We start from the raw sequence: 15,319 nt of genomic DNA on the forward strand, positions 1-15,319 counted from the left end.
ATGGTGTCCCTGTCCGGCGGGCAGGATTCCGGGACGTGCCTGTTCTGGGCACAGTCGCAATACGAGCATGTCGAAGCGGTATCACTCGACTACGGCCAACGCCACCGGATCGAACTGGACTGCGCTACCCGATTAGCTGATATCGCAGGAGTCACACATACCGTGCTCCAGCTCGGCTCCGCATTCCGCCAGATCGGCAGCTCGTCCTTGACTGACGAATCGATCGACTCGCGATGGGACGCCACCGGGACCGGGAACCACTACGCCGCACGCCACGGGCTACCGTCCTCGTTCGTACCCGGGCGCAACGTCGTGCTACTCGGCTACGGAGCAGCACACGCGGTCGTACGCGGCGCCACCACACTCATCACAGGGGTGTGCTCGACCGATGAAGCCGGCTACCCGGACTGCCGGATCACGTTCATCCGCGCCTACGAGAACGCACTCCGAGAAGCACTCGCCGAGCCCGGATTCCAGATCACAGCACCTTTACTCGACAAAACCAAATCCGAAACCTGGAAACTAGCTCACCAGCTAGGCTGCGTGAACGAGATCATCGAGCACACCCACAGCTGTTACCACGGCGACCGGAACAACCGGTTCGACTGGGGCTACGGCTGCGGACAATGTCCAGCCTGCACCACACGCGCCACAGGCTGGACAGAAAACGCGACCACACGTCGCCAATCACATCGGGAGAACACCGAAAAAATACGACGCCAGTTGTGAATGCCAGTTGTGGGTTCTGGATCGATCAGCAGCCAGCGAGGAGTTTTCCATGTGTCCGAACCGGGTCTCTGCTGCCGTACGCGAACTAGACATCAACGAGGTCCGGCGCCATCCCTGGTGGACCAGCGACACACCGATTCCTGAAAAATATCGAGGTCCCCACCAGCTCACCAGAAACGGGTGGGCAGATATCGTCAGCCAGCTCGAACGTAGAGAAGAAGTCGCCGTCGTGCGTTCGCTCGCGGCCGGTCATACCCGAGCACTCGACGTGGGCGGGGGCACCGGCGAACTCACTCACGCCATCGCCACCCAGGTCCTGCAGTGCACGGCAGTCGAGCCCCACCCTGACCGTGTCGCGGCACTCGCCACGCCACTACACGGGCCCGGGGCACCCATCACCGTGCACCCGGGACACGCCGAAGCCCTCCCTTTCCCCGACCACTCCTTCGACATCGTCTTCGCCGCATGGGTCCTGCCCTACGTGCACGATCTCACCACCGCTGCTCACGAACTGGCCCGTGTATGTGACAGCACCAAACCCGGAGCCACCATCGCTATCCTGGGCGGAGCCGGTGACAACGAACTCATTCACCTTCTCAACACAGCATGTGTACCCATCGCAAACGAGGCTCCCGATCACCAAGGATTTCTTCTCGCCGAAGCAGCCTCAGTGCTCGCCGACCGCGGGTTCACCAGCTTCTCTCTCCACCGAACAGAATCCTTCCTCCTGTTCCCACAGCCAGAACCAGCAGCACGCATCGATAACGCCGCGCGAATCATTACGAACTTCTGGTACGAAGAATGCCCCCATGTGGCAGACATGCGAGACGCCTTGACGGACCCTCTTGTCGAGCACTTCGCCCGACGCCCACACGCGATCGGCGACCAAGGAATAGCGCTCGTCGCCCGCAATAGTACGACACCAGGGCGTCGGTAATGTCATGGGTAGCCTCCGGCTGTGCTGGGGACCGCCCGGAACAGCCGGGGTAAACAGGCCAGCGAGGACCTGGACGCGCGTCCCGGGGCGGCAGTGGGCTCCGGAGTAGAGACAGCGTTGCCCGGTGACCCGTTCGTCACGCTGGCCGATGTCTCCGACCAGCGCGACGAACAGAATTCGGGTAGGAAACGTTGATAGGCCTGCGGAGGTGGCCGACTATTCGGTCGGATCAGTGATGTCCGAGCGTGATCACACGCAGGGTGCCGCTCGCGGCGCGGGCTTGGACCGGAGGCAGCCAGCATGCATCGCAGATCGACTCTGGTGACGAAACTATTCATCGATGTCCCTGCCAATGCCAAGCCCGGCACCGCCGAACTCGCTGTCACAGCGATCGGCGGCGTCAACACCGGTCGCCTGTTCGTAGCAAAAGATTACCAAAATCATCCGGTACAGTCACTGATCGTCGCACAGTCGCGAAAGAGCACGCTGAAAACGACCGTGACCGGACGCTGAGACAGCGCTACGCCGGACCTGCCCAATCTGACAAGCGAGATTCCGGAGGGTCGGTAGCGACGCAGCCAGTCCACGCACCGCAGCGAGAAATTAATCCGGATTATTTGGTGCGGGTAGTTCGGGTGCTGAACCATTGTTTGCCCAGTGGCGCCAGTTCCCCTAGCCGCTGCAGGTGGAAACGATCTCGGTCGGGGTGGTCCGCGATCTTTTGTGCGGCGTGCTCGTAGGCGTGGTCGGCGACGACGTAGAGCACGCAGAACTCGTTGCTGGAGGTGAGTGCGGTACCGGTATCGATCAGGGCGGTTAGTTCCGTGTCCCAGTCGACACCCGTTCCCGTGTCGGTGCCCGAGGTCAGGTGCACGCGGACCAGCCACGGCCACCCCGTCCCGGCCGCCCGGGGAACCAGCCAGGCGAGCCCGTCAGGATAATACCGCTGATCGGTATCCATCTCGGCGGTGACTGCACCGTCGTCAGAGGTAGCCGGAGTGGCGACGGCAGTTGTCGTGACAACTTTTCGGGTGGTTTTCCGGGTGCCAGTCGGGGTGGTGGTACGGTGTTCGGCTTCCCAGCGGAGGTAGCGGTTGGATATCCATTCTCCGCCCATGGATTCGATGGCGGCGCGGACGAGGCAGACCGCTCGTAGGTGTCGCCAGGTGTTTTCGGTGGGTGGTGTTTCGTCTCGGTAGGGGGCGCGGCCGGCGAGTTCGTGCCCGAACGTGGTGCACCATACCCAGCGCACGGATCCGATGGTGGCGGATTTGACGAGTCCGGCGTTGCGCCACCGGGCCAGCTGCTCCCCCATTTGCCTTCCGGTCAGCGGGCCACACATGTTCCAGATCATGGATTGCGGCATCGCTGTCATTTCGGAGATCCAGCTCAACACCTCACCGTATTCATACGCAATTTTCAGAGCGTTATCATGTCTGGCCACTACTGGTCACCCACTCGGTATTTCTGCAGATTATCTGGATGCGATTGTGCGGGCTGTGATGTTGAATGGTGGTATTTTATAGGGAGCGGAGGGTGCGGGGGCCGGCCGGGCGGATCGAGGCGGCCGGCGACAGGCTTCGATGGGGCGGTTCTGCGGCGGCCGGTGAGGTGAACCGGCTGTAGTGGAGTTGGTGGGCGACGGTGATGGTGGTGGTCGGGCCGTTACGGTGCTTGGCCAGGATTAGGTCGGCCTCACCGGCACGCGGGTCGTCGTTTTCGAACGCGTCGGGGCGGTGCAGCAACACGACCATGTCGGCGTCCTGCTCGATCGAGCCGGACTCACGCAGATCGGCCAGCATCGGCCGTTTGTCGGTGCGCTGCTCGGGACCACGGTTGAGCTGGCTCATCGCCACCACCGGGACCTCGAGCTCCTTGGCCAGCAGCTTGATCTGCCGGGAGAACTCCGAGACCTCCTGCTGACGGGACTCGACCTTGCGGCCCGAGGTCATCAGCTGCAGGTAGTCCAGGATGATCAGCTTGAGGTCGTTGCGCTGCTTCATCCGGCGCGCCTTGGCCCGGATCTCGGTCAGCGTCAGGTTCGGCGAGTCGTCGATGTAGAGCGGAGCCTCGGAGATCTCCGACATCCGCCGTGCCATCCGCGTCCAGTCCTCGTCCGACATCCGGCCGGCGCGCATGTCGGCCAGCCGGATCTGGGCCTCCGCGGACAGCAGACGCATGACGATCTCGGACTTGCTCATCTCCAGGGAGAAGAACGCGCTGGTCATGCCGTTGCGGATGGAGCAGGAGCGGGCGAAGTCCAGGCCCAGGGTCGACTTGCCCAGACCCGGCCGGGCCGCGACGACGATCATCTGGCCCGGGTGCAGACCGTTGGTGACCTGGTCGAGGTCGGCGAACCCGGTCGGGACACCGGTGGCTTTCCCCTGGGAGGCGATGGCGTCGATGGCGTCCATCGTGGGCTGGAGGAGCTCTTCGAGGACCGTGTAGTTCTCGGTGGTGGTGCGCTCGGTGACCTCGTAGACCGCGGCCTGGGCACGGTCCACCGCGTCGTCGACGTCGCCGCCCTCGTTGCCGTGGTAGCCCAGCTGCACGATCCGGGTACCGGCCTCGACCAGCCGCCGCAGGATCGCTTTCTCGCCGACGATCTCGGCGTAGTAGGCCGCGTTCGCCGCGGTGGGCACGGTCGCGATCAGGGTGTGCAGGTAGGGCGCGCCGCCGAGGCGGACGAGCTCACCGCGCCGCTGCAGCTCCGCCGAGACAGTGACCGCGTCGGCGGGTTCGCCGCGGCTGTAGAGGTCCAGGATCGTCTCGTAGACGGTCTGGTGCGCGGGCCGGTAGAAGTCCTCCGGCTGCAGCACCTCCACGACGTCGGCGATCGCGTCCTTGCTCAGCAGCATCCCGCCCAGCACCGCCTGCTCCGCGGTGAGGTCCTGCGGCGGCTGACGATCGAACGCCTCAGGTGTCGAGGTCGACCGTGGCTCCGACCGCGTGGGCGGGCCGGTCGAGGAGATCGCCCGCAGGGGCTGGCTCGTGCCAGAGCCCCGGTCAGCAGAGCCCGGGCCGGGAGGGGGGTGCTCGTCATCGACAGGTTCAGGCGGCAACGGCACCTCATCGGCCCCCGGTACCGCCGCCGGGGGCGGCGCGATGGCTGGAAGCCGCGCCGACGATGATGGCGACGGTGATGGCGTGGGGTCGGGGCTGGCCAGGGAGCGGCGCGACACCGGTTCCGGAGGGATCACCGGGTCACCGTCCCCGCTCGGCCGGGGCGGGCTGCACTCGGCCCCCGGGCCGCGCGACGACGCCCGGCAGGGGTGTTCTCGAGGTGGGCCCGCACCATTGCCATCGCCGCCTCACGACCCGCCCGGGTTGCAGGCCCGTCGCCCTGGTCAGGAATCGACGAGACGGTAACGGCGTGCTCAACGCTGCCGGTGCTCACGTGCTGGTCAGCGGCGTCATCAGGGGTAGCGTCGTGGGTGGTGTCGTGGGTGCAGCGGACGGCCCGGGGGTGGCCGTCGACCAGGACCGGGTCGTGCGCGATCCCGTTGTCATCACAGCACTGGCAGCCCTCGACACGGACCCGGAAGCCCTCCCGTTCAGCCTGTACGGCCCGCTGGGCAGCTGCGGCGGCCTCGGCCTTACTCGGAGCCGGGGGTCGCTTTTGCGGTCGGGAGAGCGGTTCTGAGGGGCCTGCCGCCTGGGTGAGTAGGGGCAACGGGGCGTCGTCGAGGGGTTCGAGGTCCAGGGCACGCAGCCGGCGGGCGAGGTGCCGGGTGAAGGCGTTGACCAGGTAGGTCACCGGCTGGGCACCCGTGGCTTCGGACAGCGCAGCCTGGGCGATCTCGGCGGCCTGGGGCAGCGAGATCCCCCGGCCGGTGATGGCCTCAGTGATCGCGGCCTGGACCTGATCAGCATCAGCGGTACTCAGCCGCCACCCTGGCCGACGCAGCGCCGCCCACGCCGACCAGGGCAGCTGCCGCACCAACGCCCGCACCTGCCCAGCCGGGACCGGCCCCGCAGGGCCCTCGACCGCGGAGCTCTCGCCCGCGGGGTCCTCGACCGGCGCCGGGAGCGCCGCGGGTACGGGCTGCTCGGCCAACGCGACCGCCGAACCGACCGGACCGCCCGCGGTGCTCGCGGGGCCCGTGGCGGGCGGCGGAGCCGACCCGCCCGGCACGGGCTCGATCTCTTCGATCTCTCTCCCTTCGGGAGAGATCGAAGATCTCTCCCTCTGAAGGTGACCCCGGATTTCGGTGTCAGTCCTGACCTGCGGAAACGCTGGCTGACCCCCGATCCCGGGGTCAGTGGCGTCGACCTGACCCCGGATCTGGGTGTCAGTCCTGACCTGCGGGAACTCTCGCTGACCCCCGATCCCGGGGTCACCAGCCGGGCCCTGGCCCCCGAATCCGGGGTCAGTCCTGACCTGCCGATTCGTGGCCGGCCGGTGGCCGAGGCGGTGGATGGTGATGTTGCTCGTCCGGGCCCGCCGACCCCCGGCCCGCGCAGCCTGATAGGCCGCATCACGATCGACGGCGAACGAGGCGTCGGCTTCGGTCAACGTCGACGGCCCGGCGTAATCGGCCGGGGGCTGCAACGCCACGACGAACCGGTCCGGGACCGGCCGGCCCCGGGTGTCGCGCCGCTGACGACGCCGCCCCGTCACCGGGTCGACCCCGCCGCTATAGATCGTGAGGAACCCGATCCCGACCAACTCCGCCACCGCCGGAGCGAGCTTGTCCGCCCGCCCGACCCCCACGTGATACGCCAGCCGCTCCCGATCCAGCACCGGGGCCTGGTCCCCAGCCGGGCGCATCGTGGCCATATCGACCAACACCTCCGCGACCAACCGCGCGGTCGCCGACACCCCGCTGTAATGCACCCACCGCGGCGAGAGCCCCACCGACGTCGCCGCCGCCACCCCCGCAGTGAACAGCTCCCGGCCGGCCCCCGCCGGCGCGTCGCGGTGTAGAGAGTTCCTCCGGGGCGTGCTCATCGCACACCACCCGTCGATGCGGAGACCCACAGGTCAACACGTGTAAACGGCTCGTGGCCGGGGTAGCCGGGGTAGCCGGTCATGGGTACAGTTCTCCTATCTCAGCCTTCACGGCTGGTGTTGTTGACGACATTCGGCGCCTTTTTTCCTTGCTAGGGGGGGCGCCGTTTGTCGTATCTGGGCACCTACCGTAGTGGTACGCGTCCCACGAGCCTCAGCAGCACCGCCGCGACGCTCATGAACACGCCCCCTGTAGCGCCGCCGCCCGCGGCGCGGTGACGGTGAGCTGGTAGCGGTACGCGATCCGGACGAAGTCGTGGGCGTAGGCGCACGCGTCGACCGGGGGCATCCAGTGTTCGGGGCCGTGGTCGGATTTCGACCGGTTGAGCTGGGCGGTGGTGGCTCGCAGGTTGTTCGGGTCGTTCGCGAACGCCTCCCAGCGGGCGTCGGTCCAGGCGTGCGCACCGGACCGGTGAGCGAGGGCGAGCGGGATCACGTGGTCGACATCGAGATCGCGGGTCGGCCCGGAGATCGTCTGGCCGCTGTAAGGATCCCGCAGTGTGCCGGCCGACACATCGCAGCCGTTCTTCACCGTCGTCTGCGTGAGGTCGCGGGCCAGGACGGCGTCCCGGATATCGCAGCCCGGCCCGGCCGCCGGGGCCCAGCCGGGACCGAACGCCTCCCGCCGGTAGCCGCTGTCGGCCCGGTCGGGGGCGACACGCAGCCCGGACACATCCACCGGGCCGGCCGCGGTCACCGCCGCCGGCCCCGCCGGGGCCGGCGGGGCCGGGCCCGAACCGGTGTCGGTGTCGGTGCCAATCTCGTCACGGAGGGCCCAGGCCTCGACTAGGGCGTGTCTCCTAAAGTGCGCAACCAGGTGACGATGGCCTTCAGTGCAACTCCGCCGCGGTAGGTCAGGGCGAGTTTGTCGTAGCGGGTCGCGAGGCCGCGCCACTGCTTGACCTCGCAGAACCCGCGTTCGACGACGTTGCGGCCGCGGTAGTCGACCCGGTCGAACGCCGGTGGTCGACCGCCGCGTGTGCCGCGTCGTTTCCGGTGTCCCTGCTGGTCAGCCGGCTCCGGGATGACCGCGACGATCCGTCGTCTGCGCAGGTGGGCGCGGATGGCGCGTGAGGAGTAGGCCTTATCTGCGCGGACCCGCTCGGGCCGGGTCCGCGGTCGGCCCGGACCGACCCGTCCGACGCTCAGATGTGACATCAGGTGCGCGAACATCGGGGCGTCACCGGCCTGGCCAGGGCCGACCAGTACGACCAGCGGGCGGCCGTGTCCGTCAACGAGCTGGTGGATCTCCGTGCCGAGCCCTCCGCGGGAGCGGCCCAACGCGTGATCGGGCGGCTCGATCAGCAGATTCTTGTAGTTCGATCCGGCCCCCTGTGTCCCGCTGCAGGGTCGCGGCGTGTTGGTGAGCGCGGATGATCGTCGAGTCGACCGACACGGCCCAGTCCACGAGACCGGCGGAGTCGGCATCGGCGAGCAGAGCTGCGAGAACCTGGTCCCAGGTGCCGTCACCGCAGTAGCGGCGGTGGCGTTTCCATAGGGTCTGCCACAGCCCGAACTCGACCGGGACATCACGCCAGGCCCGCCCGCAGCGGAACCGGTAGATGATCCCCTCGATCACTCTGCGGTGATCGGCGAACGGGCGCCCTGGCATCCCGTCCGACGAGGGCAGTAACGGCTCGAGTCGGTCCCACTGGGCATCGGTCAGGACGGCACGGCGCGACACCTACTGATCATCGCGCAGGCCCGACCAGCCGGGTTAGGAGACGCGCCCTAGCTCGCTCACCAGCGCCGCCTCCGGGCCCGTGATCGGTACTGGCGCCGGGAGCGGGTCTGCCGGCGGCGCCGAGTTCGGCACCGAGGCGGGTCGCGGCTCTGGTCGAGGGCTCGGGGGGTGGGGGCGTGGACGGGCTCGGCTACCTCGGTGGCCGGTCGGCTCGCGCGCTCGCGCGTCCCCTCCCCCTTCGGGTCGTTCAACTTCAGGTCGTTCTGTGCCGTTTTTTCGGCATACCCCCCCCTGACCTGGGGGTTTTTGACGAGATCCGGCCGTATCGCGACCGGCGGCGCCGCCGGGGCGGCGCCTGGTGCGGCTCGTGGCCGGGCAGGCGCGGGCGGGCTTCGCTGCGGGCGGCGGGGGTCCGGTGGGTCGGCCGGCGAGGGCCTCCGCGGCGGCGAGGACCGCGATGAGTTCCTGGGTGCTGCCCAGCCCGGTGTAGCCGGGCGGTGGGGCCTCGTGGACGGTGTAGATGTTGCGCCGCCCGGTCTTGCTCGGGGCGGTCTCGACATCGACCGCGCCGACCGCGACGAGCTCGGCGATCGCCGCGCCCCCGGTGTGAGCCTTGCTCACCCCGAGCCCGCGGGCGAGTAGCCGCTGCCCCGGCCATGCCCGCTCATCCCCGCGCTGGGTGTTCACAAACGAGCGCAGCAACACATAGACCTGCATCGCCCTCGGCGACACCCCCGACAGGGCCACCCAGTCCCCGACCGTCGTGTACGGGAACTTCCGACCCGGCCGGTACTCATCCCCGGCGTCCCGCTCGGTCGAGACCGGGCCGCAGAAGACGACGTAACCACCGACGAGGACCGCTGGTCGAGGTCGAGGTCGAGGTCGAGGTCGAGGTCGACCGGTCGGCGGGCCACGAGTAACGTGCTGCGGTGCAAGGTTGACTCCTTGTCAGACCAGCCGCGACGGCTGATCGGTCGGTGGCTGCGACGCCTTTTCCTCTTTGCCAAAAGTTCGAGGCGCCACAGTCATTACTTGGATGCAGACGGTAGCGGGTCGAGTCCCGGCGGGAGCGCCCGCTACCGCCTGCCCCAGGATCGTGCTGGTCCACCGGCGTTACGCCGCCCGCGCCACAGGTGAGACCGCCCCGTCAGCGGCCCCCGGGTTGGCCAGGTCGCTGTCCAGGCATCCTGCGCTGCGGTAGTCGTCAGCGATAGCGTCCGTGTCCCGCCGCGCGTCCGTGGTGGGTGTGAGCCAGTAGGTCGCGCAGTCCCCGTGGCGCGGCCGTCGGGGCGTGGTGAAGCCGAGTTCGCCCAGGAGCCAGGTGAGTTGCCCGGTCGTGTACTCGTCCCGGTCCTCGGCGGTGGTGGCTGCTTCGGCGTTCTCGGTGACCGGCGTGTCGGGCCGCGGTCGGGGGCGTGGGCACCATCGCCACGTGCTGCGGCGTTGCGTTCGTCGTCGTGTCCTCATGGGTCCTCCTTCGAGTCGGTGAATCTGCTGGTCAGCGGCTCGTGTCTGTGAGATGCGGGCGGTCTCGTGCCCGGTGTCGGAGCCGGGCGCGGAACGTGGTGGTGTCGACCAGGTGCGTTGTGACGTGGCCGTCGGCGACGAGGAGCCCGTGCTGATCGCGGGCGGCCACTGCGAACACGAACCGGGACCTGTCCTCGACGGTGCAGCGTGCGGTGACGTGGAGCCGGTTCCCAGGGATCGACGGCGCCCGGTGCTCGACCTTCACGCGGGTGCCGACCGGAGCCTGACCGGCTCGTGCCCGGCGCCGGAGGTAGGTCAGGCACGGCGCTTCGAGGAGGCCGACGAGGTAGCCGGTGGCGAACACGTGCTCGCCCGACCGGAACGCCCCGAGCCGTGGGTGGAGGTCGGGGACGAGCTGATCAGCCGGGACGACATAGAACAACGACACGGTGTCGTGAGTGGTGTTGTGGTCGCTGTCCCTGCCCAGGTCATGATCGGCTCTGTGCGGTTGTGTGTGGGTGGCGGTCACCATCGGAAGAGGTCTCCGTGCAGGTAGAAGGTCCAGTCGGTGGTGGTGAGGCCGTGGGCGCCGGTGCGCAAGTGATAGGACATGCCGGGCCCGCGGTAGGCCCGGTCCGTCTGCGGGGGCCACGTCTGGTCGGGGAGTCCGGTGCCGGGCAGGCCGTAGCGCGCCCATGCGTGTTCGGCTGCTCGGTAGGCGGCGTGTTCGCCCTGCGGGTCCGCGGTCGCGTCGTCAGTGGCGGAGCCGATGACGACCCGGCCGGGCGCGATCAGGGCCAGGAGCTGGTGCTGATCGACCGGCAGGGTGTCGGGCCGGGCGGCGTAGCGGCGGTAGGCGGGTGGGAACCAGTGCGGGAACGTTGAGGTCAGGGCGTCGATGGACTCGCCGCGGCCGGTGTCGGCGAGCTTTGCTCCGCCGGCGCCGGAGTTGTTGGAGATGACGACGGGGAAGCGGGTGTCTTGTGCTCCGGCCCAGAGCGCGGCTTTGCCGCCGCGGGAGTGGCCGATGACCGCGACCCGCGCGGGGTCGATCCCGGCGGCGGTGGCGTCGTCGGTGTGCAAGTAGTCCAGGGCGACCGAGGCGGCCCAGGCCCACGCGGCGATCGTCCGCCCGGCGGTGTCGGGGAGGTCGCGGTCCGCCGGGTGGAAGGCGTTGATGACGCCTTCGCGGAACCGGGCGGGGTCGTCCGGTGCGACCTGGTTGGCGTCGAGGGCGGCGAGTGCGTATCCGGCGCCGACGATCTGCCCGGCCGGGGCGTAGTCGCTGTCCGAGCCGGTGTCGGTGACGTCGAAGGTCATGTCGTCCGGGGCGGGCAGCGGGTGGCCGTAGACGTGTTCACCGAACGCCTCGAGGAGCTGCGGGCGGTGTTGGGTCTCCCACGCACCGAGGGTGTCGGGATGTGACCCGCCGGTAACCAGTGGGTTGCCCGGTAGGTCCGGATCACCGCTAGTGTCGGGTTCCGGATCCGACGTGCGGGTCGTGTTGTGGGGTGTCGTCGTCACCGCGGTCGTGGTGCCGGGCCGGGGATCGGCGCGGGTGCCGGCGCCGCCGAGGCCGGCACCCGCGCAGACCACCACCGCCACAACAACGCCAGCGACTGCGCTGGCTCGGGTGGTGGCGCGACTGACACTACGGGCCAGTAGCACGCTGCTACGCGGGGAAGGTGAGTCGTGGGGAGTCGGGCGCAACGTCGGAAGACGGCGCGGGTGGTGGAGCGGCGTAGTAAGAGGTCGTTTCAGAACGACTTGTCGAGTTTCCATTGACCCCTCGACGACAGATCAAACGGCAGGTCAGATAGCCGCTTGTCGTCTACAACAGACACGTCGACCTCGTTCTGAAATGACCTCTAAGCAGATCGACCGGGTGCGGTTGAGCGGGCGTGCGGCTGCTGAGGATGTTGTCGAGCATCTGTCGGGGCGTTCGGGTGTGGCGCGGGTGGTGTGGACGGCGTTGACGATGCAGCGCTGCTCGATCAGCCAGACCTATTGGTTGACCCGGGACTGTTGCCGCGGCTATCACGTCGGTCTCGGGCTTCCCGATGGTTCCGGGGTGATCGTGGAGATGACTTTCCCCGACGACGACAGCAGTGAGCTGGTGTTGGCCACGCACTGCGGCACCGGCGCCTACGCCCAGGATGTCGCGACCGTGACCACCTGGGGGCGCCGTAGTATCCGGAATTTTTCGGGCGGATATGGAGGATGCAGGGCTGTGACCTCGTGGTTCGTGGGGATAGGTCAGATAAGCCGCGATTATCGCGTGTCTCAATCTATCGAGGCGGAAGCGACCATGGACTCGTCTCGACAGCAGTGGCCACGGAGTGCGCTGCCAGAGACGACAGTGGGTCTGAGCAGCGACGATGGGTGCTGTGGTGGCTGGCCAGTGAGTGAAACTTGCCCGATGACGGGGGCGTCGCGTCGTGAGGACGGCGAACCTGATCAGAACAGGGTGTCGCGGACACGTAGTGGTCGGTAGCCGGTCGGGCTGAGTTGGGCGAGTTCGCCGTCGATGTCGACCTCGATGGCGCCGAAGAAGTTGATGTTCTCCGAGTGGGCCGGGGAGATGTGGGCCAGGACCTCGTCGTCGATGCGGCGACCGGCGGCGCGCATCTGCTCGACGGCCAGGCCGTAGTACTCGGTCGTCCAGGTGACCACGGCGTTGGTGACGAGGGTGAGGCACCACGCCTGCTCGGTCTGTCCCTCCAGGTGTCGGGCGCGGATCATGCCCTCGTGGGCGTAGAGCAGGTCCCGCTTGAGCGCGTGCAGCGACTCGCCCTTGTTCAGCTGCCGGGAGATCTTGCGCCGGTAGGCCGGATCGGACAGGTACCGGGCGGTGTAGACGGTTCTGCGCAGCGCGCCGTACTCCTTGAGCGCCGCGGCGAGCGCGTTCTGCCGCCCGGACGCCGAGAGTTTCCCGACCAGTAGCGATGCGGTGGCGTGCCCGAACTTCAGCGACCCGGCCAGGCGCAGCAGGTCGTCCCAGTGCTCGGCGATCAGGTCGGTGTTGAGCTTGCGAGCCAACAGCGGCCCCGTCAGGGGGAACGCCGTCTCGGCCGCCGCCTTCGCACCCGTCCGGTAGAGAGTGATCTTGCCCAGGTCCCGGATCCGCGGTGAGAGCTGCAACCCGAGCAGGTCGAACAGCCCGAAGTTGACCAGGGTGACGCCGTGCGTGTCGGTGGCGTGCTCGGTGATCGGGATGTCGGTCGCGTTGCCGAGGATCTCGTCCAGGACGTAGTGCGCCTCGCGTTTCGTGGCGACGATGATCTTCGTGCCGTAGGTGGTATGCTGATCGGTCACGTGCGTGTAGGTCGACAGGCCCTCGTGCGCAAAATACCTGCTCAGAGCCCTGGCGGTGACCGACTTACCTCGCGTCGGGAACCGCTGACCGTCCGAAGAGGACAGCGTGCCGGTGCCGAACACCGGGGTCAGCGGCAGGCGCTGGTGGTAGCCGATCAGCGCCAGGTTCGCCGCCCGCAGCGTTTCCTCCCGTACGTACCACTCGGCGGTCCAGGCCAGGATGTCGTAGGAGATCCCGCACGCGTCCGCCATCCGTGTGAGCCCGAGGTTGGTGGACTGGGCGAGCAACACCGCGATCAGGTTCCGCTTCAGCTCGCGCGTGCGGGCCTGCTTGCCGCCGGCGTGGGTGAAGCAGTCCAGGAACCCGGTGCGCTTGTCCATCTCGATCAGCAGCGACACGATCGGCGCGAACGGCAGCATCTCGGTCAGCTCCGCCTTCAACGCTCTCGCCTCGGCCGGGATGTCCTCCGCGGTCAGCGGGGAGATCACCAGATCGCCGTCGTCGTCCAGGCGGACCGGGCCGTCGCCGTGGGCGAGCGTCGTTTCCAGCTTGCCCAGCGCGGTGTGCAGCTCGTCTTCGGCCTCGGCCAGGCCGGTGGCGGCGTCGGAGGGTTTGCCGACCAGTCGGCAGAACTCCGCCCGCTGATCCGCCCACTTGTCCTCGGTGAGCAGGTAGGCGGCCGGGTCGGAGTAACGGCGGCTGCCCGGCACGAACACGTCCCCGGTGCGCAGCCCGTCCCGCAGGGCCAGCAGCACGCACAGCTCCCAGTAATGCCGATACGCCGTCGCGCTGCGGTTCGCCGCGGCGGTGTCCAGGTAGCCGCGGAAGCGGGCCGGGACGAACCCGCTCGGCGCGTCGTCGGGGACCTTGCGGGCGCCGGTGGCGTTGAGCTCCCGCAGGATCGCCACCGCCTCCAGCAGCTCGGCCGCGGCGGTGCCGCCGGCGAAGGTCACGGCGTCGAGGACGTTCGGGGTGAACTGGCGCAGGTACCCGTACGAGCCGTCCAGCGCGGCGAGGTGCCCGTGATCGCGCGGCAGCGGCGGCAACGCGCTCGACTGCGCCGAACGCAGCCGGTCCCAGCCGACCCGCTCGCCCCGGATCAGACCGCCGACATCGCCGTCCGGCACCGCCGGGTCGGCCACGATGGCCAAGATCGCGTCCAAAAGCTCCTGGCGGTCCTCCCCGGACTTGGCGCGTTCGGCCAGATAGTCCCGCATCCTGTGCGCGGCCTTGCTCTCCCGCGCCGAGAGCGCCTGGTCGAACAGCGCCACCACCTCGTCGAGCACCTCGGTCGCCGACTGGGCCAGCAACGTCAGCAAGATCGGGTACCGGCGTTCCGGCTCCCGCCGTTCCAGCGCTTGGGCGGTGAGGCGGCGACCGACCGTGGCCAGGAACCGGCGGCGTTCGGCCGGCAGCACCGACAGGTCCAACGCGTGGGCGTCCATTCCGCGCAGGAACTCCAGCTTCGCGATCTCGGCCTTCACCGCCGCGGGCGAGGCCTCCACCGGCCCCTTCCCCAGCCACCGCAGCCGGGTCATCCCGATCTCCGAATCCACCACCAGCAGCCCGTCCAGCCCGACGCGGCGGGCGTCGGTGAACTCGTGCGCCAACCGGTCGAACGTCTCCTGCCGGGCCACCTCGCGGGCGTGGGCGACCCGCTTGACCACCGTCACCGGTCCCGGCCGGATCACCCGCGCCGAGATCAGGAACTCGCACGCCAGCCGGAACAGCAGCGTCGGCGAATCATGCTCCATCGCCCGCGCCAGCAGGAACTCGTCGAGCTCCTTGATCTCCAGCGTCGTCGGCGGCCGCCACCCCAGATACTGCGCCGCCAGCCGAAGATGCTCGGTGCGGGTCTTCGCCCGGCGCCCATACGAACCGATCACGGCCGGATCCACGCGCAACTGCTCAGCCAGGCGCACCACCGCCGCCTGCGGCGCCGACGCCACCTCATCCGGCACGAACCCCAACCACGACAACGAGCACACCGCGACCGCCAGACCCAGCCGATCCGCCGCGCCCCGGCCCCGACCGGGATCAACAAACGCAACGTCCGCCGGGGCCAGCGTGAAGAACCGGAACAACTCCTCCCGGCCGATCTCCGGGAACCGCCGCAGCCTCTCCAGCTCGACGTCTGTGAACACCGGAGCGACCACCCGACAACCTCCCGACCCA

The 15,319-nt window shown here is 68.6% G+C and carries 10 protein-coding genes and 2 pseudogenes; 4 read left to right on the forward strand and 8 right to left on the reverse strand.

The annotated features are described in order from the left end of the window. From queC to KPF47_RS35970, 3 genes are all read left to right on the forward strand, one after another. Positions 1–729 carry a 7-cyano-7-deazaguanine synthase QueC gene (gene queC, locus KPF47_RS35960; protein ID WP_224392912.1) on the forward strand — a complete coding sequence of 243 codons (729 nt, stop codon included), beginning with the start codon at positions 1–3 and terminating at the stop codon, positions 727–729. A 49-nt stretch (positions 730–778) separates the two neighbouring features. Next, positions 779–1,666 (forward strand): class I SAM-dependent methyltransferase, encoded by an 888-nt coding sequence (locus KPF47_RS35965; protein ID WP_224392913.1) that lies wholly within the window; start codon positions 779–781, stop codon positions 1,664–1,666. 300 nt (positions 1,667–1,966) lie between these two features. After that, positions 1,967–2,179, forward strand: coding sequence for a hypothetical protein (locus tag KPF47_RS35970; protein WP_224392914.1), 213 nt, complete (start codon positions 1,967–1,969; stop codon positions 2,177–2,179). A 100-nt stretch (positions 2,180–2,279) separates the two neighbouring features. Here KPF47_RS35970 and KPF47_RS35975 read toward each other — a convergent pair whose 3' ends face one another. From KPF47_RS35975 to KPF47_RS36005, 7 genes and pseudogenes are all read right to left on the reverse strand, one after another. Further along, complete coding sequence (locus tag KPF47_RS35975; RefSeq protein WP_224392915.1) at positions 2,280–3,059, reverse strand: hypothetical protein; 780 nt, start codon at positions 3,057–3,059, stop codon at positions 2,280–2,282. Between the two features lie 208 nt (positions 3,060–3,267). After that, positions 3,268–4,638 (reverse strand): annotated as a pseudogene (dnaB, locus tag KPF47_RS35980) (replicative DNA helicase); the annotation flags it as partial. 224 nt (positions 4,639–4,862) lie between these two features. Beyond that, a complete protein-coding gene (locus KPF47_RS35985) occupies positions 4,863–6,617 on the reverse strand; it encodes a hypothetical protein (RefSeq protein WP_224392916.1) in 1,755 nt (584 codons plus the stop codon). A gap of 235 nt (positions 6,618–6,852) precedes the next feature. Beyond that, positions 6,853–7,374: an HNH endonuclease family protein gene (locus KPF47_RS35990; RefSeq protein ID WP_224389046.1), complete on the reverse strand. Its 522-nt coding sequence runs from the start codon at positions 7,372–7,374 to the stop codon at positions 6,853–6,855. An 89-nt stretch (positions 7,375–7,463) separates the two neighbouring features. Next, positions 7,464–8,361 (reverse strand): annotated as a pseudogene (locus KPF47_RS35995) (IS5 family transposase). 1,498 nt (positions 8,362–9,859) lie between these two features. Further along, on the reverse strand, positions 9,860–10,360 hold the full coding sequence (locus tag KPF47_RS36000) for a thioesterase family protein (RefSeq protein WP_224389045.1): 501 nt from the start codon (positions 10,358–10,360) through the stop codon (positions 9,860–9,862). After that, complete coding sequence (locus KPF47_RS36005) at positions 10,354–11,424, reverse strand: acetylxylan esterase (protein ID WP_224389044.1); 1,071 nt, start codon at positions 11,422–11,424, stop codon at positions 10,354–10,356. Before KPF47_RS36005 ends, KPF47_RS36000 begins: the two co-directional genes overlap by 7 nt. Positions 11,425–11,689: 265 nt before the next feature. Here KPF47_RS36005 and KPF47_RS36010 point away from each other — a divergent pair, with 265 nt between their 5' ends. After that, positions 11,690–12,322: a hypothetical protein gene (locus tag KPF47_RS36010; protein ID WP_224389043.1), complete on the forward strand. Its 633-nt coding sequence runs from the start codon at positions 11,690–11,692 to the stop codon at positions 12,320–12,322. Here the strand turns inward: KPF47_RS36010 and KPF47_RS36015 are convergent. Next, a complete protein-coding gene (locus tag KPF47_RS36015) occupies positions 12,286–15,288 on the reverse strand; it encodes a Tn3 family transposase (RefSeq protein ID WP_224386186.1) in 3,003 nt (1,000 codons plus the stop codon). The two genes, KPF47_RS36010 and KPF47_RS36015, sit on opposite strands and share 37 nt — an antisense overlap. Between the last annotated feature and the right edge of the window lie 31 nt (positions 15,289–15,319).

The organism is Pseudonocardia sp. ICBG1293, from assembly GCF_020131355.1.
GTDB lineage: Bacteria > Actinomycetota > Actinomycetes > Mycobacteriales > Pseudonocardiaceae > Pseudonocardia.